This is a genomic window from Paenibacillus sp. OV219, assembly GCF_900110075.1.
Taxonomy (GTDB): domain Bacteria; phylum Bacillota; class Bacilli; order Paenibacillales; family Paenibacillaceae; genus Paenibacillus_Z.
Genome location: NZ_FOCJ01000014.1, coordinates 13,313 through 33,110 on the forward strand (window position 1 = coordinate 13,313; position 19,798 = coordinate 33,110).

Genomic DNA, 19,798 nt, shown 5'->3' on the forward strand with positions numbered 1-19,798 from the left:
CGCTTATGACTTGGCGCTAATTAGAATGGTGTCGTCGATTTCGATTTCGAGCCTCATCAAATTCGCTGCATAGCATTTGCCGAGATTATCCATACGCAGCGTTGCGGAGCCGCCCCCGCCGAGCGCTTCCCTGCATACGAAATTCATCGCATGGAGGCCGCGTAGCTCATATCGCTTCACTTCACCGTTTACCATACTTTGAAAATGTCCCTTCACCCGCTCAGCCGTCACTTCCCGGAGCAGCACGGCATACACTTCCGCGTTTGGCGCGAATACGGCGATGTTAATCGTATTGCCTTTGTCACCGGAGCGTGCCTGCACCAGATGCCGGAGCTGCATACGAATAATCGCCATCGCTTATACCACCTCCTGCACGGTCACTCGGATGCTGCGCTCGATAATCTCACGAGGCACGAGGCACGACCACATGCCGAGCAGCTCCCGCGGCTTCATCACGCCGAGGAAAGCACCCATCGCTGGCGGGCCGCTTAACATCAGCGGCGGAACGAGCCGTCCGAGCTTCGCCGCTGCGTCACGACTTTGCGTCCGCACCGCCATACGCAAGTACACCTCGTTCAGTTCCTCCGCGGGGGGCTCAGCCAATACTCCGCCGTGTAAAGAATTGAGACCCATATAATCCGAACGAATCTCTTCATAATACAGACCCAATGCTTCCATCTGCTTCCTGATGATCCGGTCTGCCGTTTGCGCTTTCGCTACCGCATCCGGCCAGGAGTAGCCCCATATGGCCTGCCCGAGCCAGCCGTCCGCGTATCCCATCACAACCTTGAACGTATCTGGCCTTGCCGCTCCGCTCGCACCGGTCACACGCACCCGATTCGGACCAATATCTTGCAGCTGCACATTCATTAGATCGAGTACGACATCCGGCGTCTTGTAGGAGGAGGGATCGTGGATTTCATAGAGCAGCTGCTCCTTCACGGTTGCAACGGACACAAGTCCGCCGGTCCCCTCCGTCTTCGTCACGACGAATTCGCCATCCTCACGCACTTCCGCAATTGGAAATCCGATGTGCTCCAGTGACTCGACCGACTGCCAATCACCGCTAAAGTTCCCGCCGCTCACTTGACCGGAGCATTCCATCAAGTGGCCCATAAGCACGCCTTGAGCCAGCCGCTCCCAATCCTGCTTTACATTCCAGCCGAATTCATGAATAAGCGGTGCAAGAAAGAGAGCCGAATCCGACACTCGGCCCGTAATGACGATATCCGCGCCTTGCCGAAGCGCTTCCACAATAGGCTCTGCTCCGAGGTAGGCGTTGGCAAATACGATACGATTCTCGACGGCGGAGAATACGCGCCCGTCTTCCATATGCGCGAGCGATACGCCTTCCGTAGCGAACGAGACCAGCTGCGGCAACACATCATCGCCTGTTACAACGGCTACCTTCAAACCTTGCAAACCGCCGAGCTCGCGAGCTACACGCTCTGTCTCACGCAGTGCGCCGAGCGGATTCATGCCGCCCGCGTTCGTAATCAGCTTCACTTTGTTTGCTCTCACAATCGGGAGCAGCTCCCTCATCGTACTCGTTATATCCGACGCATAGCCCTTCGCCTTGTCACGCTGCCGGTCCTTCTGCAGAATGGCAAGCGTAAGCTCAGCCAAGGAGTCAAAACAGAGATAATCGACATTGCCGCGCTTTGCTGTTTCTATCGCGGGGATGATCGAATCGCCGTAGAAGCCTTGCCCCGCTCCAATACGTATTGTTCGCATTCGATCCTCCTTTTGCGCTCACGCTGCTTGCTTGCATATAGTTCGTGATAGTACATTGTATGGCGCGGCATAAGCAAAACAGACCGCATACCGTTACATCCGTAACGATTCTGCGGTCTGCTTATTGGACGCGTGCTTGTCTACTCGGCTTAGTTACTATTCTCGTTCAAATCTATCGTATATATCGCTAGGCTGCCGCTACGGTTGTCCTCCCAGAAGACCTGACTGCCGCTGATCGCAGGCTCGTAATGCTTGGAGCTATCAATTGTAACTCTGCTCTCTAGCTTAGTTGCAAGGTTGTAATGGTAGATGTTCCAGTTCCCATCCCGTGTATCGACCCAAACGACGTTATCTCCCGCAACCGCAGGACTCCATTTCTTCGCATCCGGCGTCGCGTTGCTTGGTATCGGATGCTCGATTCCGGAACTTAGATCGTAAGCAACAATCTGATCTTGATCGTTCCGATTATCCAGCCAAACGACCGTATTGCCGCTAATGGAAGGCGAGGATTGATCGCCATTATCCACCGTCGACAGCCGGCTCTCCAGCCCGGTTATCAAATTGTACCGATAGATATCCGAATTGCCGCTGCGGTCATCCTGCCACACGATGTTGTCGCCCGCGATAGTCGGAGCGTACTGATCTGCGCTATTCGTCGTCATTCGGCTCTCCCGATTCGTCTTCAGGTTAAAGCTGTAAATATCCAAGTTGCTGTTCCTGCTGTCTTCCCAGACAATTGTATCGCCATCAATTGCCGGATCCCACTGGCCAGCATCATTGGTACTGAGCTGAGATTCTTCCCATGTTGCGAGATCGAACATATAAATATCCGCGTTCCCATTCCGATAATCGGTCCATACAATACGGTCGCCAGAGATGGCGGGGTCCACCTGCTTCGAGCTGTCCGATGTAATTTGCCATTCTTGACCTGTGCTCATTTCCCTCAAATAAATATCGTAATTCCCACTGCGCTTATCCGCCCACACGATCCGATTCCCATCAACCGCCGGTTCAATCTGAGCTACTGGACTTTGAGCCGTCACCTGCTTGTCCGCTGCCAGAACAGATGGAGCAAAGATCGTTGCCCCTAGCAGCATGGCCGTCGCCGCACTTGCGAATTTTCTCATCAACTCACTCCTTAAGCAGTAGTATGAAGTCGACTAAGAAGAAAACTATGAGCGCTGTGTATACAAAAATGATAGCAGAAGAAAGCGCTCGCATCATTAACCTGGTTAACTGGCTGGGACATAAAAAAGAACCGAATCCCCTCCACCTGACACGGAGACTCGGTTCTACTTCTACTTTTACCAACTATGCTAGATCGCAAACCCATCCTGATTGGTGCTAATCGAGCGTCTGCCCAGCACCCGATTCAGAATGCTGTTCTCATAATGAGCAAATCCATTATCCTTCTCGCGCGGTCTCGCCAGCGCAATGGCACTATCCTGCGAGATCGTGCCGTTCTCGACCAGCACGACACGGTCACCAAGCGCTACTGCTTCGCTTACGTCGTGAGTGACGAGTACGGCGGTGAACCCCCGCTCTAGCCATAAGCGCTCAATGAGCTGCTGCATCTCAATGCGGGTCAGCGCGTCGAGCGCGCCTAGCGGTTCGTCTAACAACAGGAGGCTCGGATTGCTGACAAGAGCACGGGCAAGCGCGACCCGTTGCCGCTGTCCTCCGGAGAGTACGGAAGGCCATTCCTTCGCACGATCGGCAAGACCAACGAGCTCCAGCGCGTCCAGCGCTTTGGCACGATCACCGCCTTCTACGCCGATCCGAACGTTATCCAGCACGCTTTTCCACGGAAGCAGCCGTGCATCCTGGAACATGACCCGTACATCCGGCCTGAGCCCGGACGAAGCCGCACCGCCAATGGCTACCGATCCTTGCGATGCTTGTTCCAGCCCTGCCAGCAATCGAAGCAGCGTACTCTTGCCGCAGCCGCTTCGACCGACGATAGCCAGAAACTGGCCAGCCGGAATCGAGATATCGAGATTTCGAAGCACGCTCAGGTCGCCGAATTGCACGACCGCGTCCCGTACGTCGATCTGCAGACCCTTGGCAGAAGCCCCCACTTGGGACGCCGCTTGGGGCTGCCTAATTATTTTGCTCGCCGATAATGCGGATGCCATTGCAGCCAACTCCTCTCCAGCAGCTTCGCCAGCCAATCCGAGAACTTGCCCAGTAATGCATAAATGATAATGCTGAGCACGACAACGTCCATTTGGAAAAATTCCCGCGCGTTCATCGCCATATAGCCGATGCCGCTATTGGCCGAAATCGTCTCGGAAACGATCAGCGTGAGCCACATAATACCGAGTGCAAACCGAAATCCGACCAGTATGGATGGAAGCGCGCCTGGAAGAATAATCGTTCGAAAAAGCGTGAAGCCGCGTAGACCGTACGTGCGACCCATCTCAATTAACCCCGAGTCGACGGATCGGATGCCATGAAGCGTGTTTAAGTAAATCGGGAATGCGACGCCGAGTGCGACAAGAAAGATTTTCCCTTGCTCGCCGATGCCGAACCAGGCAATGATGAGCGGAATGAGCGACAGATGCGGGATCGTGCGAATCATCTGAATCGACGAATCGGTTAGCTTCTCCGCAAGCGGCAGCAAGCCGTTCAGAATGGCGAGCACGAAACCGATGAAGCCGCCAATCAGAAATCCAATCAGTGCCCGCCTTGTGCTGTCGCCGATATAGACGAACAAATCTCCGCTCTTCATTAGTTTAATTCCGGCTTCTAAGACGGATACCGGCGTTGGCAGAATGCGCTGTGAGATCCATCCCATACTGCCGAGCCATTGCCAGATAATGACGATCAGAATCGGAATCAACCATTCGAGTCCGATAGATAACGTGCCAGTTTTCCAGTTACGTGCCGCGGGACTCTTCATTCTCGTTTCCTCCTATCTCGCTGCTGCCCGTTCCGCCGGCTTGATCGCATTCGCGATAAGCTCGCCGAACGGACTCGTCGATGTCGGGCCACTCGCCGTCTTCACCCCTTGAAGCGGAAGCAGAGGGAAGACGAGCTCGGCAAATTGATAGGCTTCTTCCAAATGCGGATAACCGGATAAAATAAACGTATCGATACCGAGAGCCGCGTACTCCTTCATGAGCCCAGCCACTTCGGTCGGATTGCCTACGAGAGCCGTGCCTGCGCCGCCGCGAACAAGACCAACGCCAGCCCACAGGTTCGGATAAATCTCAAGCTGACTCCGGTCGCCGCCATGCAGACTCGACATCCGCTGCTGCCCTTCCGAGTCGTAACGCGCGAACACTTTGCGAGCGGCAGCAATCGCATCGTCGTCGACCTTGCTGATCAGACGAGCTGCTTCTCTCCATGCTTCTTCGGAGGTTTCGCGCACAATGACGTGCAGACGAATGCCGAAACGAACTTCTCTACCCTGTTCTGCCGCCAACCTCCGAACCTGATCGATCTTCTTGGCAACTTCCTGCGGCGGCTCGCCCCATGTTAGATAGACGTCGATATGATCTGCGGCTACCTGTTGGCCTGCCGGGGAAGATCCCCCGAAGTAGAGCGGCGGATATGGCTTCTGCACCGGTGGGTAGAGCACTTTGCCACCCTTAACCTTCAAGTGCTTCCCTTCATAATCGACCGTCTCTCCGCTCAGCTCTCTGCGCCAAATATCGAGGAACTCGCTCGTCAGGTCATAGCGCTCGTCATGCTCGAGGAATACCCCTTCACTCGCAAGCTCCACGGGATCTCCGCCAGTTACGACGTTGACGAGCAGCCGCCCGTTTGAGATGCGATCGAACGTCGACGCCATTCTCGCGGATAACGTCGGCGACATCAGTCCTGGTCGCAGCGCAACCAGAAACTTCAGCCGTTCCGTTACCGTAATGAGCGAAGAAGCTGTAACCCATGCATCCTCGCAAGAGGTTCCCGTCGGCAGCAAGACACCGCCATAGCCAAGGCGGTCTGCCGCCTGTGCAATTTGTTGCATATATTTCGCATCGACGACGCGAGCTCCCTCGGCGCTGCCTAAGTAGCGTCCATCACCATGCGTTGGAATAAACCAGAATACTTCCATTGTCAAACACCCTTTCCGTTGTCGGTTATTGGTTGGTTCTTGGTTGGTTATTGTTATTTCAACGTTGCATCCTTCACTTGTATCTCATTCGGAATGAGCTTCAGATTGAAGAATGTCTCTGCGATCTTCTGCTGTGCTTCAATAATGGAATCGTCAATTGACGCCAAGCCGTAGCCTCTGCGCCCCGCTGCAAGCTCAAGCGATGGAATATCGATGCCAAGCTGAGGGGACAGCAGCGCAGCTACGTCTTTCTGATTCTCCTCGGCCCACTTGTCGATCTTATCCAGCTCTTCCTTGAAGGCTGCAATGACTGGTCCATTCCCTTCGGCAAATTTACGGGAAGCGAGATAGTATTCAATGTTCGAAACGAGATCTTTGCCGTCGGTCAGCAATTTAGCGCCTGTTGCGGTTTGGGCAGCAGCTAGGAACGGGTCCCAAATGACCCAAGCATCTACAGTTCCATTCTCGAAAGCAACCCTTGCATCGCCCGGCGGCAGGAATACCGTCGTAATATCGTTATAATCTACGCCTGCTTGCTCCAGCGCTTTGACGAGCAAATAGTGAACGTTCGAGCCTTTGTTAAGCGCAATCTTCTTGCCTTTCAAGTCAGCTAGCGACGTGATCTTCGAATCCTTCGGTACGAGAATGCCTTCGCTACTCGGGCTTGCAGGCTCATGTGCCAAGTACACCAGCGGAGCGCCAGCAGCTTGTGCGAAGATCGGCGGGGCTTCGCCAGTATGGCCGATGTCGATGCTGCCTACATTCAGCGCTTCCAGCAACTGCGGGCCGCCTGGGAATTCGGTCCACGTGATCTTAATGCCTTCAGCTTCCAATCGTTTATCGAGCGTTCCTTTAGCCTTGAGAATATTGACGGTGCCGTATTTCTGATAGCCAATGCGGATTTCTTTGGTAGTGGATGATGATCCCGACGTTGTATTGGAATCGGTATTCGCTGCGTTGCCTGAATTGTTCGAGCCGCAAGCGCTCAATACCAGTGTCAAACTTAGTAAAGCAATAATAAACAAGGATAATTTCCGGTAAGCTGGGGTTCTCTTCGTCATAATACACACCTCGATCGTCATAATTGGACAACGCAAAAACCGGAAGTTTCCCTATGCCAAGCTCCATCGCAGGAGTATTAGTAAAGGAAACTTCCGGTGGTCCGGTAAGTTCGTTTAATCTTATGGGTTTATAATATACAGATAATTCCGATGTGTCAACTATGAATTAAAAATTAGGCTGAGTGCCGATCGCAGCTGACCGACTACTGCTCTCCCAAGCTGCAATTAAGCGTGAATCTTCACTTTGGTTCCTGTCGGAATCGTATCGAACAACCATTCCACGTCCTTATTATTCATCCGAATGCACCCACCGCTCGCATTCTTGCCAATCGAGGAAGGAGCGTTCGTGCCGTGGATGCCATACTTGGTCCCCGCTGTATTCGGCACGCTTAAGCCCAGCCATCTGCTGCCAAGCGGATTCTTCGGGTCGCCTCCTGGAATTTCCTTAGCCAGATACCACGGATTCTTAAGCTTCGTCACGATCTCGAAGCTTCCGATTGGCGTGAGCCCCAGCCGCTTCCCGCTGGCGATGTCGAAGCTCTTCACAATCGTGCTGCCGGTGTATACATACAGTTTATTCCGCGTCACGTTAATCTCAATCGAGACGCTCTTCGATTGCTTCACCGCCGTTGTCGCCTTGTCAGCGAACGCCGTCGTTACTGCCGGCTCCGACAAGTAATACAGATTCGGAATTTGCAGCACTTGTCCCGCCTTAATGGAATTGACCGTTTCCAGTATGCTGTTGTAGCGAGCGATCGCCTGCTGGTAGTCTTGAAGCTTCATATACTGCGCCACAAGGCTATACAGCGTATCGCCCTTCACGACGGTATGTCTCTTCTCCCCGGAAGGAAGCGGTATGCGCAGTTCCATGCCGAGCTTCAGTCCCGTGTTTGGGTCCGTGATCTGATTATAGGCCATGAGCATATCCAAATATTGACTGCGATTAAAGTAATGGTTTGTAATCGCGTATAACGTATCCCCGAGCTTCACCGAATATTGGTCCAGCACGAGCGGATTCGATAGCTGCAGTGTCGTTCCCGCTTTCAGGCTTAACTTCGGATTCAGTCCATTCGTCTTCGCTACCCGCTCATAATCACTGGTCAGGTAGAACTTCTTCGCAATTCCGTATAACGTATCCCCCGGTTTGATACTATATGAAACCTGAATAGAGGAGTCCATTTCTGCTAGCGCTTTCGCTAGATCCGGACGGCTAGTAAAGAGCATAACTAATAAAACGATACCAAGTACCCACTTCGACTGCTTGCTCAACGATAATCACCCTTCTGCCCGTATGTATAACTTTGCGGCTCAGAGCATTCGCCTTGCTTCGTCAGGATTCCTTCTTATCCGCTTTGTATTTTAGCAAATTAATCCAATAGGCGGAGAAAAGCTGCCGAACGAACAAAGCACGGGTTCTTAGGTAGGGAATAGAAGGTCCTTCACTCTGTGCAGAGACTACAGGGGAAAAGTCCCATCATCTGCTGCGTACACGGTCAATGATCCCAGGAAAAAATATTTCATCACCTCCTACCATTCGACCCACTTCTCGATTGCAATTTAGTATTTTCATTCGTAAACGACACCGGTTAAGTCGGCAACGCCAAGTTCTGGAGTTCGGCTTTGAGGTGGAAAAAAAGATAAAAACCCTTGCTTATGCAAGGGTTTTTTATCTGTGGCTAGCTCTATATGCTCATCCAATCTCCCATTCGTCCCGCAACTGGGTATACAGCCAAATCAAATAGGTACGATCGTCGCCGAGCTGCGGCCCTCCCGTCAGCTTGGCTGCAAAATGACGCTTTATTTGCGCGCCGTACTCGTTGGATTTCGCCTCCGTCATATGTGGAAGCCTGTCCACATAAGCAGAAAGCAGCACCCAGTCGCCATGTTCGATAAGGCGGCGATGCTCTTCCGCAAGCGAAACTGCAGGAAGCGAGCTGCCCAGCTTCTGCACTTCCTGATCCACACGCTTCTTCTGCTTCAACCAATCGCGCTGTACTTCAACAACGACAATTGTCCCTGCTACCATATCGCCGAGTCGTTTATCGTGCTTGCTGAACAGCATGACAGCCATCCCGAGGAAATAAAACGTCGGCAGCATATCGAGCAGACGAAACAGATTGCGGATCATAATAGATAAAAAAGTAGCTGCATGTCCATTCTCCTGCAGCACACGAATGCCTATCCACTTCTTGCCTAGCGTCTGTCCCCCGTTATAATACTCCATCCCGATGAAGTAGCCGATATTGACGAGCGCCAAAAGGATAATCATAACGGCAACCGCATAGTCGAAAGCGCGGATAGCAGAAATTCCCGTGGTTCCAGCTACTGCAAGAAAGACGAGGAAATTAAATGCGGCAAGCAGCAGGATATCAAGCAATTGCGCAATTCCCCGCGAACCGATACCGGCTGTAAAGAAGCTGAGCTGCACCCGCTCCGGAGTGATGACAACGGCCTCTTTTTCCAAAAAACTGTTCATAGCGCTCTCCTATCTTTATCCAAATTATGTTAGCATGACATGGAGGGCTTGTCCTACACGAGCCTTATTCATCATAAGGAGACACGGCCGACATGGATATGAGTACGTTTACGAAACAGCATAAATCACAATGGTCGGAGCTCGAACAGCTGCTTGCAAGGTTCTCTCGCAAAAAAAGCACGCTCAGCATAGCTGAGGTCGATAGGCTTACCGTCCTGTACAAAACCGCCTCTTCCCACCTTGCGACATTCCGAACCTACCTTCCGCAGAACGAAACGACGCAATATTTGAACCATCTCGTCTCTCGGGCGCACCATATGATTTACCTGGATAGCAACAAAAGCAGCGCGCAGCTGCGTTATTTCTTCGGCCAGCATTTCATCGGGCTTATTCGCTCCAGACTCGGCTTTGTTGCCGTTGCGTTCGGGCTGTTTATCATTGGCGCTCTGTCGGGCTTCATCTCGGTGTGGAACGATCCATTAAACGCTCATGCGCTGCTGCCATCCGCGGTCGCACAGAGCATTGACCCTTCCCAAACGGAGCTGCCCCGTGGAGATTTGCATAGCCCCATCGTCTCTACCGAGATTATGACCAACAACATTCGCGTAGCCGCCCTTGCTTTTGTCAGCGGCATCACACTTGGTATTGGAACGGTCTATCTGATGCTAAGCAATGGACTGCTGCTCGGCGCGCTCGCCGCTGTATTCGTCCAGTCGGATAAAGGCTACGTGTTCTGGGCGTATATTCTGCCTCACGGCATTATCGAGCTCACGGCGATCTTCATCGCCGGCGGCGCTGGCTTCTATATGGCTTATCGCATGATTGTACCAACGGCCTTTTCTCGCAAATACGAGTTTCTTCTTGCCGCCAAAGAGTCAGCCCAGCTGCTTCTTGGCACCGTGCCGCTGTTCGTCATTGCTGGCATCATTGAGGGCTACATTACACCGTCCACGATGCCGCTTGAAGCCAAATATGGAATAGCCGGAGCAACACTGCTTCTTCTAGCCGCTTACTATCTGTACGGGCTGCGTTCGCTGAAGCGGACAGCCACGCTATCGCTATAGAGCATCGCGGTTTTTCAAATTCAAATACAGATTAACCGCGCTGAGCGTCAGCTGATCTGCTCGAACATCAAGCACATCAATGCCGTTCTGCGCCATCGTCTCCGCATACTGCCTGCGGTCCCAATTAAATTTATGCGCAACGCTCTGGATAAATCCGGTGCGTGCGTTCGTAACCGGCGTATGCGCCCACTGGTGCAGCAGCGGATCTTGCAGAGACAAGAGCAGGAGCATGTGACTGCGGCGCAGCTTTCGGACATATGCAGCGATATCCTGGTGGTATAGATAGCTCTCCATATCCGAGAATAGGACGATAAACGAGCGTTTCTTCTGCACGCGCATGAGATAAGAGAATGCCACGCTGTAGCTCGACTCCACAAATTCGCTATGCACATCGTACACCGCCCCAGTGAGGCGGTTCAAATGCGCCAGCCCCTTGTCTTGCGGCACATAAACGTTCACCTTCGAGGAGAAGGCGAGCAGCGCGACTTGATCCCCCTGCTTCAATGCCACCGCAGCAAGAGCTAGCGCCGACTCCAATACCCGATCGAGCTTCGTCTGCCCCTGAAGCTCTACACCCATCATTCGTCCGCAATCAATCACGATGGTGACGATCTTCCCTCTCTCGGGACGAAGCACGTTCGTCATGAGCTTATTGGCTCGCGCGGCTGCCCGCCAGTTGACCGTTCGCGGGTCATCTCCCTGCACGTATTCGCGTATCGAATCGAACTCCAAGCCAGCGCCTGTCTTCCTCACAATCTTCTGCCCGTCCAATATGAGCGTAGCCGGGGTCGAGCCAAGAATACCGCGAACCTGCGACAAGTCGGGAACAATGCGAACTTCACTGTCGCATGATAGTCTTGCATATTTGCGTATAAGGCCAAGTCCGCCGCCATATAGCAAGTGCGCATGCCGAAGCGGATACCGCCCACGTTCAGCGCTGGACGTGACATACGATAGCTCGCAGCTATCGCCTCGAATTCTGCCATGGACGGTCGCTTGCTTGAAAGCTAGCGGCAGATCATCGGTTAACGAGACCATTAGCAACAGCTGTCGGCTCGCACGCAGCGTCAATTGCACGTCGAAATACTGGCGCACATCCGCCTGACCTTGAACGGTTCGTTCCAGCGAGAAGACGCCGCGCCTCGGCAGCAGCAAATAGTCAATTATCGTAAAAATAAGCAGCAGGATATTCCAGACAACTAGCGCATAAAGTCCATACGCATCCTCTATTGCATACACAATGGCGGCCACGACCGCCCCTGCTGCCGCAAGGGCGATAAGCCTTCCGGTCGGCAGCACAGCCTGGTGAACGAACCGATCAGCGAGGAACTGGCGCAGCTGCAAGCGTTTCCTGGATGATGCCGTCACTTGTTCCGCCCTCCAATTCCGCCTGCGCCGACAATAACAGTCGATGGCGCAGCGCTGGGCGAGCCACGAGCTTCACATCATCCGGCGTCACGTACGTTCTGCCATCGAGCAGCGCCCACGCTTTGCTCGCCATTAAGATGGCAATGCCAGCACGCGGCGACGCACCGAGCTGAACGCTGCGCGATTCTCTTGTTAGGCGCACGATGGCGGCAATATAGTCAATAATGGAATCCTCCACAATAACATTAGCTAGCTGACGCTGCGCGCTAAGAATAGTGTCTATTGAAAGCAATGGCTGTACGAGCTGCTCTTCCTGGAGTGGCGTATTCGCATGCGCCTTCAGAAGGCTGCGCTCACTCGCTTCGTCCGGGTAGTTAAGCACAAGCTTGAACATAAACCGGTCAAGCTGCGCTTCTGGCAGCGGGTATGTGCCTTCGTATTCAACCGGATTCTGCGTTGCGATGACGAAGAACGGGTTAGGCAGCTTGTACGTTGTTCCTTGAATAGTTACTTGCCGTTCTTCCATTGCTTCGAGCAGCGCCGCTTGTGTCTTTGGACCGGAGCGGTTAATTTCATCCGCGAGCAATATATTCGTAAACACAGGGCCTTTCACCGTTTGAAACTCACTCATCTGCATGTGATAGATAATGCTGCCCGTCATATCGCTTGGCATCAAATCCGGTGTAAACTGAATGCGCCGATAATCGCCACCGATCAAGCTTGCCAGCGTGCGAGCCATCTTCGTCTTGCCTAGTCCGGGCACGCCTTCCAGAAGCACATGACCGCCTGCTACCAGAGCTGTTGCCAGCAGTCGAATATTGTACGCTTGTCCATGCAGCTGCCGCTCCATGGCTTGCAATAATTGTTCCATGCCCTTCGTCACTCCTTCTCCATATCGACTATCGCCTCGCTGTATTCGCGAGCAAGCGCGGCGAACTCACGCGCACTAACTTGCGCCTGTTGCGGCTCTCGCAGCAGCCGCAGCAGGCTCTCGGCCCGCTTCGCATCCCAGCGGGTGCTGGCGATGCTCGCTGCCTCCTGCGGCGGCGCGCTGGGCAGAACACCCCAGCGCTCATAGAGCAGCTGGCGCAGTCGCTGCGCGCTGTGCGCCAAAGCATCCGAGCGGAGCCGCCGCCGCTCATACCAGCCGGCGACAGCGAGCAGCGTCTCGTCGCCGCGACGCACGGTCCACGCCCGCGGCGTGTGGACCGGTCCAATGCGCTTGGCGCGCTTCCATAGCCAGAGCAGCAGCACGATTGCGAGCTGCGCGGCTGCGGCGAGCAGCCAAGCGGGATACACGGCAGACAAGCCTCTCTCAGCTGTGTATCCGTGATGATATTCGTCGATCAGCCATTGTCGACGGGTATCCTGCAGCAGCGGCCACACGAGCTCGAAGTGACCGCGTTCGATAATCATGCTGTTCATGAGCCATTTGGGCTCGAGCAGCACCGTAAAGGAGCCTTCGCCAAAATGTTTCCTGGCGCCAAGTATGCCTCGTTCATCCTCGTATATCGTCTCCAGCTCGCGCTGCGCCACTAGACGACTGGTAGTCGACACAGTCGCTTCAAGCGATAATACTTTCCCCTGCATGTGGACATTGGCAGGCTTGCTGCCGAGTCCCTTTGGCTGTTCAGCCTCCTTCAATTGAAAGCTGTCCCATGCCTCCATATCACTTGCCGCCAGCAGCACGTCATTCCCGTGCTCCACCCAGCTGCGCATCGCATCCAGCTCAGGTTTTGCCAGCATACTTGGCTGCACGATTAGCAGTGTATACCCGCTGCCCGAAGGAAGACTCTCCGGCGGGAGCTCCCACCTTCGAGTCGTCACTCCTCGCTCCTGCGCAAGCTCCACAATCGCCTTAATTCCGTCCGAATCCGGCGAGAACGATAGAAAAGGTTGGTAGTCCTTGGTCTCGGGCTTTACGAGCATGTAGCCGATTCCGATAAACAGCAGCACACTGACGAGCAGGCCGATCATATATTTATCTGGCTTCAGAACGAGCGCCTCCTTCTGGCGCTGTAGCCTGAATGACGGACCGCACCTGTTCATAGAACTCGTTCAAGCTTGCCTCTTGAATAGCTTCTTTGCCATACCATACCCGGTCGAATAGGATGGCGCCACTCTTAAACAGCGGGAGCAGCCCATCATTGCCAAGCTTCAATTCCTCGGCATATTCCCAGTTCGTCTTCCCTTTCTCAATCCGAACCCAGCGGCACTCTTGCATATAGAACAGCAGCGCCAAGAAGATGAACCGAACGCTTTCTCGCAAGGCTCCTTCTTTCTTCAACTGCTCCGCATTTTGCAAATAATCACGATAGGACCATGTCAGCTCATCCTCGGATAACTGCAGCCGCTGCCGAATTTGTCCCTGACGGACCATCTGCTTCGCGAACCAATAGAGCGCAGCTATGAGCAAGGCCAGTATAATCGCGGCGAGCGCATAGGTCGTTATCGACTCTTGCCCGCGACTCATATGAACGGAAGGAAACAAGTCCATCAGCTTACGAAGCAAGCCTCGTAGCCATTCTGATAACGTATTGTTGTTGGACTCATGATGATAGACCGTGTACTCATCTCGCTCCAGTATCGATCGAAGCCGATCTTTATCCTCAGACACGTTCATCCATTATTCATCCTTTAGGTCAGGATCCTGTTTCGGTTCTATATTCGTCATCTGCGAGATCATATGATCGAGGCCATAGCCTTCCTTGCGCACCTTCAAATCGAAGAAGCTAACCGCATACAGCACGATCGGAAGCGGAATACATACGATTTTTATGAGCACAGACAGAAGTTCTCCAAGCATACTCGGGCCGATTAACGCAGTGAGCAACAGCTGAACGACGACAGTGACCACCCAAACAATAAGGCTCATGATGAACATGGTACCGAACAAACGCCAGAAGCTCTTTCGTGTTAGCGTCCAGCTCCGGCCAAGTCCAATCGATTCTTCTTTCAAGGCTGTAACTGGCAAATAGTACATCCAACGAATTGCGAAGTATGACCACAGCAAAATGAGTCCCAGATATACCACCACAATCATTACAATTACGCTAATAACTGAAGTGGCAGCCGAACCTCCCTCGGAGAACGATCCGCCGATAAACATCCCGCCTGCCCCGACTGCAAAGAGAATAACAAGAAGAATGACTGAGACGACCGTCAGACCAAAGCAAATAAGAGCGAATAACAGACTGCTTCCTAGCAGCGCGCCAAAACGTCGGAATGCCTGTTTAAGTGCTTCCCTAATCGACAAAGGTGCATGACCATCGAAGATCGACTGGACAAAGAAGACGCTCGCAGCGGCAAATACCGGTCCCAAGCAAACCAGATACACAATGGCAATCAGGATAAATAGGACGATGCCCACCAAGCTTGTAACAGCACCTGCATCCAACGTATCTTGCTGCAATACAGGATCAACCGTAGAGCCAGAGAACGTGTCGAAAATGACACTGAAATTCGTAGCGCTTTGCTCCATGGCGGTAGGCATTAATAGATACATCAGCAAATAAATCGGTCCAAAATAGAGCAGCGTAAGCAAAAATAATTTTCCAAATTGCCGTCTGTATAGTTGAAAACTGTAATCCAGCATTCGTCCAATACCCATCGGCTTATGTAATACGTTCGACATGAGCAGCATCCTCCGGCTTGTATGATTGAAAACACTTGTCTATTTTAGCACAATAAATGGATTTTTTGCCCAAATATAAAACACAGCAAAGAAGCCCAGGTCTGCGTACCTAGGCTTCTTCCATTGATCCCAAGCTATTGAATAAGCCCAAGCCACTTCCAGTACGGGATGCACGCTACCGAAAGCGCAATGAGCACAACGATGTACCCTATAGCAACCATCTGCGCCTGCCGATGACTGAACAGCTTCCCGTTCGTGCTGTAGTACGCCGTCAAATAAGTCGGTGATTGATAAGCAAAGAAGAACGGATCGGTGGCTAGCAAAATAACGAAAATGAGCACCCACGGATGAATACCGACTTCTTTGGCTAACGGCAGCATGGAGATGACGAGCAATATAACGGCGGGATCATCCCGCACGACCAGCGTAACAATGGACGAAATGATGATGACCGCAACGAGGAACAGTGCAGGGTTCGCCATAAACGGCTTCATAAACGAACCTACCCAGGCAGTCGTTACTTCCGTAATGCCGAGCTGGGACGCAACCGCCGCAAAGCTAAAGGCAATGCCGATAAACAGCAAGAACGTCCAATCAATTCGATTCATCATCGTCTTCGTATCGAGTACGCCGCTAATGACAAGCGCCGCGAAGCCCAGTAACATCACCCATGCGTTGTCCAGATGATGAACGGGCTGAAGCACAAGAAGCACGACGCAGCCAAGTGTAACGACGGCCGTCACTTTCTCTTCCTTGGTCAGCTTGCCGAGAATGCGAAGCTGCGCCTCAAGCACCTCTTCAGATACGGTAGGCTTCGTGCCCTTCTCCGGCTTATATCGCAGCGAAATCCACAGCCACATGCCGACTAGAAAGACGAGCAGCGCAGGGAACGCGTACACGAACCAATTGATCCATGTCAGTGGATCGCCATCGCCCACAAGACTATATGCCATCACATTCGTATAAGAGCCAGTCATGAAGAACGGCGCCGTAAACCCGAAGAAGATCATGCCCGCAAGTCCGAGACCCGCCGCGCCTTTGCTCCGAGGTGCAAACCCCATCGCCTCCGATACTGTCCCGGCAATTGGCACGCCGAGTGCGACTTTGGCAGACGATGACGGAATAAGCGGATTAAGCAGCAGACCGCTTGCCATCATTCCCCAGAGCTGGCCTTGATAATGCTTCGGGAATGCTTTTAACGCATAGAGTGACACCCGGTACAGGATGCCGGACTTAGAAATTGCGGCGCCGAGCGCGAGAATGCACAGCATGTAGATCCATGTCGGGGAGGCGTAGCCCGATAAGGCGACCTCCGGCGGGACCAGCTTCGCTAGCACCCAGTACATCGCCATGAATAACGCCACAATGTAATCCGGCACGATGTTGACGATCCAGAGCACAACGGCGGCAAGCGCGACGCCGATGAATACCATACCCTCGTGCGATAAGCCTCCGAAAGGCGGCATCCATTGGAAGAAACCGATACTCGCGAGAGCGAGAGCGATCGCAATCCATCCGGCGAACCGACTACGGCTCCACCATTTGCCTGCCTTCTCCGCCTTGCCTGCCAATCGGAGCAGGTCCAGATTTTGCTTGGCGAGCAGGAAGCTTCGCTCCTCTTCCTGCTGCTGTTGCTGCGGTGAAGCTGACGCCGCCGCTGCGAGCTGCAAGTACTCCAATGCCTTCTGATGATGTTGAAGAAGGTGGCACAGCTCCGCTGCCAGCTCGTACAACTGGGCGGTCTGCGTACCTGTAAAGTACACCGAGCTTTGGCTTAGCGCCTGCTCAAGCCGAGCAAGCTCGCTCTCCCTCGCCTCTACTTCCAATCCAGTCTTCAGATAATGAATGAATAGCTCGTACTCACGAAAAAGGATGTCGTTCGGGCAGGAGTCGAGCAGCCTGAACATCTGATAGTCGGCCGTGGTCTGGCTATAGCCGGGTGCTTCCACGCCCAAACCACGCATGAGCTCCAGAGCAGACACCCAGTCTTCTTGCTCCACGTAGAGCTGCGCCGCGTAGTAGTACCTTTTATCACCATTTAGGTACCGCTCGGCAGTCCGTCTGAGCAGCTCTCTCTTCGCCTTAACCCCGTAGCTGCTTACGTATACTTCCGATAATGTGCCTCTAATGGAGCTATGAATGGCAAACCAATCCGAATCACTCTCCAATGTCTGGACGTACGCTTGCCACAACGGACGATCTGCCAGCGCTTCATTAATAGAGGCAATGCCATATTCCCGCTCCGCCCATTGTTTATGGAATGCAGGAACAACCGATGCTGAGAGCAGACACCAGCGGAGTGAGTCCGGGAGCGCGCCAAGCTCCTCGATCAGATGCTTCAGTTTATCTTGTTTGGTTGCTTCCAAATCGCGATTCGTCCGTACAAGCCGCTGTGACAGCAGCCGGATAAAATAAGTCGCGATGGACGGATAGTCGTCGATCAGTTCCTTAAACGTGTCTACGTTCATCCGCAGCAATACAGCGTCACTAACCGCAATCGCCGACGCCGAGCGAGGCTCACCTGTCAGCAAAGCCATTTCGCCTAGGGCGCTCGCTTCCCCGAGTACCGTGAGCGAATGCTTGCGACCGTCCGAGGCAACGGTAAACAGCTCGATTCGACCGCTGCGAATGAAGTACATGCAGTCTCCGGTGTCGCCGTGCTCGAATACGGTTGCCCCCGCCTCGTAATGCTCCGTTACAAGCTTCCCTATCAATCTCGCTTGATCGACATGGGATAGCCCATGAAACAACTCTATTTGCTCTAGCATGATGGATGTAATTCCTTTCCAAACGGACTCTGTAGCTTAAGGCTTTAGTCTCACACATTCTAGCAAACCGACCGTTACACTATCATTAATCTGGCGTTTCAGCGCAACGAAAAACCCCCGATTTCACTGTGAAAATCGAGGGTTAAGCTTAGGATTATATAAATCGGTCAACAAATTTCGTATATCTCTCCGATTGCCTGAGATCGTTCTGCTGCCGATAGTACTCCACCGTCCAGCGTGCCAGTTCCTCCAGCTTATGTTCCACCTTCTCGATGATGGCAAGCAGCCAGTTGTCGAAAATCCCCGTAGCAAGCGGGTACGCGGTCTTGTCGAGAATGTCCCGGCTGAGCAGCGCTTTTCGCACCGTGTCCTGTTCGGATGCCGTCGCTTGCAGCTTCTCAAGTAGATCCTGCAAATCGCATTTGATGTTACCGCGCAAGTAGACGCACTCTCGGTCAGCGATGATGAGAGGGTTATTCCCGTTTGTATGTTTGTCCAGCAGGCTCTTTAGATAGCTGAGCGATACGCGAAGCCTGTTCTTTGCTTTGGACAGCTCCGCTTCCGGCCACAAGACGTCGCATAGCTGCTCTCGCGTGACGGTATGATGGAATAGCAGGTAGACGAGGAGTCGCTTGGCGTAGCGCTGATTCCATTCTCCGGGGACAGCCTGCCGATTGACCATAACGCGAAAATTACCCATGACCTCGACTTCGAGCGTATGTGTCGAATCGTTCTGCTGGCGAACCTGCTCTACAAAATTTTTAATTTGATTTTGCATATGGGCAGAAAGCTTCTCTACCACAGGAACTTCAGGAGATTCGACTGATTTCCGAATATGCTCGTCAATCCACTGCGCCACCATAGCCGGCTGATCCAGCTGAACCGCGTTAGCTGCGTCGGAAACGACGAGAAACCGGTAGTTCTGAAGCAAGATCGTTCCAAGCGCGAGCACACTCGGCGGGAACAGCCTGTCATACTCCCCACCTAGAAACAGGACGGGAAGTTCAACACCTCTTATCTCTTGAGCGGCGATGAACGCTGTAATCAACTCTCTTATTTGCACATAGCGGCGGAAAGAAACGTTACGATACGCTTCATATAATAGATTTTCTTTATCCGGTGTGACTTGATGGCAAGCGGCGCTCAGCAATCGCTCGGCGACCGGCATGATCGAGTTGCTCTGCTGCACGTCCTGCTGTCGATCACCAGATAATAGCGGCATTACGGTCACCGGGTAGTACAGCGGTACAGACAATAAACAGAGCGTTAATGCCTTGCCCGGATACTCGCGAACGAATTCCAATCCGATGTAGCCGCCTAGCCCATGACCAACGAGGTGAAACTGATTAATTTGCAACTGTGTAAGCAGAACGGATAAATCGTCGCAAAGCAGCCGCCACGTAATTGTACCGTCTACCTCGCTCGCCAGCTGGCTCCCGCCGTGGCCTCTGACGTCATATACGAGAATATTGTAACGAGATTGAAGATACGGGATTATCCAGTTCCAGATGCTCAGGTCCGTACCCAAGCTGTGGATCATCACAATCGTTTCTGCAGACTGTTGGCTTCCGCTCACTTGATGATATTCGTAATGCAAATTTTCTGGACCGGTTCGTGTGAACGGCATTGATTT

At 53.0% G+C, this 19,798-nt stretch carries 17 protein-coding genes; 1 reads left to right on the forward strand and 16 read right to left on the reverse strand.

What is annotated here, in order from left to right; genetic code table 11:
- Positions 1-3 precede the first annotated feature (3 nt).
- The 9 genes from BMY11_RS25565 to BMY11_RS25605 all read right to left on the reverse strand — a co-directional run bounded on the left by BMY11_RS25565 (position 4) and on the right by BMY11_RS25605 (position 9,331).
- Positions 4-354, reverse strand: a complete 351-nt coding sequence (locus tag BMY11_RS25565) for an AtuA-related protein (RefSeq protein ID WP_256217777.1) — start codon at positions 352-354, stop codon at positions 4-6.
- Between the two features lie 3 nt (positions 355-357).
- Positions 358-1,734: an acyclic terpene utilization AtuA family protein gene (locus BMY11_RS25570; protein WP_090582764.1), complete on the reverse strand. Its 1,377-nt coding sequence runs from the start codon at positions 1,732-1,734 to the stop codon at positions 358-360.
- A 149-nt stretch (positions 1,735-1,883) separates the two neighbouring features.
- Entirely contained in the window at positions 1,884-2,861 is a 978-nt protein-coding gene (locus tag BMY11_RS25575; RefSeq protein WP_090582765.1) for a TolB family protein, read from the reverse strand.
- Positions 2,862-3,050: 189 nt separating this feature from the next.
- Positions 3,051-3,869, reverse strand: a complete 819-nt coding sequence (locus BMY11_RS25580) for an ATP-binding cassette domain-containing protein (RefSeq protein ID WP_090582766.1) — start codon at positions 3,867-3,869, stop codon at positions 3,051-3,053.
- Entirely contained in the window at positions 3,839-4,636 is a 798-nt protein-coding gene (gene ssuC / locus BMY11_RS25585; protein WP_090582768.1) for an aliphatic sulfonate ABC transporter permease SsuC, read from the reverse strand. The genes BMY11_RS25580 and ssuC overlap by 31 nt, the downstream gene beginning before the upstream one ends.
- Positions 4,637-4,648: 12 nt before the next feature.
- The gene (gene ssuD / locus BMY11_RS25590; RefSeq protein ID WP_090582770.1) at positions 4,649-5,794 is read right to left on the reverse strand and encodes an FMNH2-dependent alkanesulfonate monooxygenase; all 1,146 of its coding nucleotides are present in this window, start codon (positions 5,792-5,794) and stop codon (positions 4,649-4,651) included.
- Positions 5,795-5,847: 53 nt separating this feature from the next.
- The gene (locus BMY11_RS25595; protein WP_090582772.1) at positions 5,848-6,855 is read right to left on the reverse strand and encodes a sulfonate ABC transporter substrate-binding protein; all 1,008 of its coding nucleotides are present in this window, start codon (positions 6,853-6,855) and stop codon (positions 5,848-5,850) included.
- Positions 6,856-7,080: 225 nt separating this feature from the next.
- Positions 7,081-8,124 (reverse strand): LysM peptidoglycan-binding domain-containing protein, encoded by a 1,044-nt coding sequence (locus tag BMY11_RS29805; protein WP_090582774.1) that lies wholly within the window; start codon positions 8,122-8,124, stop codon positions 7,081-7,083.
- A gap of 421 nt (positions 8,125-8,545) precedes the next feature.
- Positions 8,546-9,331, reverse strand: coding sequence for an RDD family protein (locus BMY11_RS25605; protein WP_090582776.1), 786 nt, complete (start codon positions 9,329-9,331; stop codon positions 8,546-8,548).
- A 92-nt stretch (positions 9,332-9,423) separates the two neighbouring features.
- On the opposite strand from BMY11_RS25605, the gene BMY11_RS25610 reads away from it, so the two are divergent.
- Positions 9,424-10,395 carry a stage II sporulation protein M gene (locus BMY11_RS25610; protein ID WP_090582778.1) on the forward strand — a complete coding sequence of 324 codons (972 nt, stop codon included), beginning with the start codon at positions 9,424-9,426 and terminating at the stop codon, positions 10,393-10,395.
- Here BMY11_RS25610 and BMY11_RS25615 read toward each other — a convergent pair.
- The 7 genes from BMY11_RS25615 to BMY11_RS25645 form a co-directional block, all read right to left on the reverse strand.
- Positions 10,390-11,763, reverse strand: coding sequence for a DUF58 domain-containing protein (locus BMY11_RS25615; protein WP_143069353.1), 1,374 nt, complete (start codon positions 11,761-11,763; stop codon positions 10,390-10,392). The genes BMY11_RS25610 and BMY11_RS25615 overlap by 6 nt on opposite strands.
- Positions 11,714-12,634, reverse strand: a complete 921-nt coding sequence (locus BMY11_RS25620) for an AAA family ATPase (RefSeq protein ID WP_090582782.1) — start codon at positions 12,632-12,634, stop codon at positions 11,714-11,716. Before BMY11_RS25620 ends, BMY11_RS25615 begins: the two co-directional genes overlap by 50 nt.
- Positions 12,635-12,642: 8 nt before the next feature.
- The gene (locus tag BMY11_RS25625) at positions 12,643-13,812 is read right to left on the reverse strand and encodes a DUF4350 domain-containing protein (RefSeq protein WP_090582784.1); all 1,170 of its coding nucleotides are present in this window, start codon (positions 13,810-13,812) and stop codon (positions 12,643-12,645) included.
- Positions 13,745-14,386, reverse strand: a complete 642-nt coding sequence (locus BMY11_RS25630; RefSeq protein ID WP_090582786.1) for a hypothetical protein — start codon at positions 14,384-14,386, stop codon at positions 13,745-13,747. The genes BMY11_RS25625 and BMY11_RS25630 overlap by 68 nt, the downstream gene beginning before the upstream one ends.
- 3 nt (positions 14,387-14,389) lie before the next feature.
- Positions 14,390-15,397 carry a glycerophosphoryl diester phosphodiesterase membrane domain-containing protein gene (locus BMY11_RS25635; protein WP_177182828.1) on the reverse strand — a complete coding sequence of 336 codons (1,008 nt, stop codon included), beginning with the start codon at positions 15,395-15,397 and terminating at the stop codon, positions 14,390-14,392.
- Between the two features lie 134 nt (positions 15,398-15,531).
- On the reverse strand, positions 15,532-18,165 hold the full coding sequence (locus tag BMY11_RS25640) for an SLC13 family permease (RefSeq protein ID WP_090582790.1): 2,634 nt from the start codon (positions 18,163-18,165) through the stop codon (positions 15,532-15,534).
- 154 nt (positions 18,166-18,319) lie between these two features.
- A complete protein-coding gene (locus BMY11_RS25645) occupies positions 18,320-19,792 on the reverse strand; it encodes an alpha/beta hydrolase (protein WP_177182829.1) in 1,473 nt (490 codons plus the stop codon).
- Between the last annotated feature and the right edge of the window lie 6 nt (positions 19,793-19,798).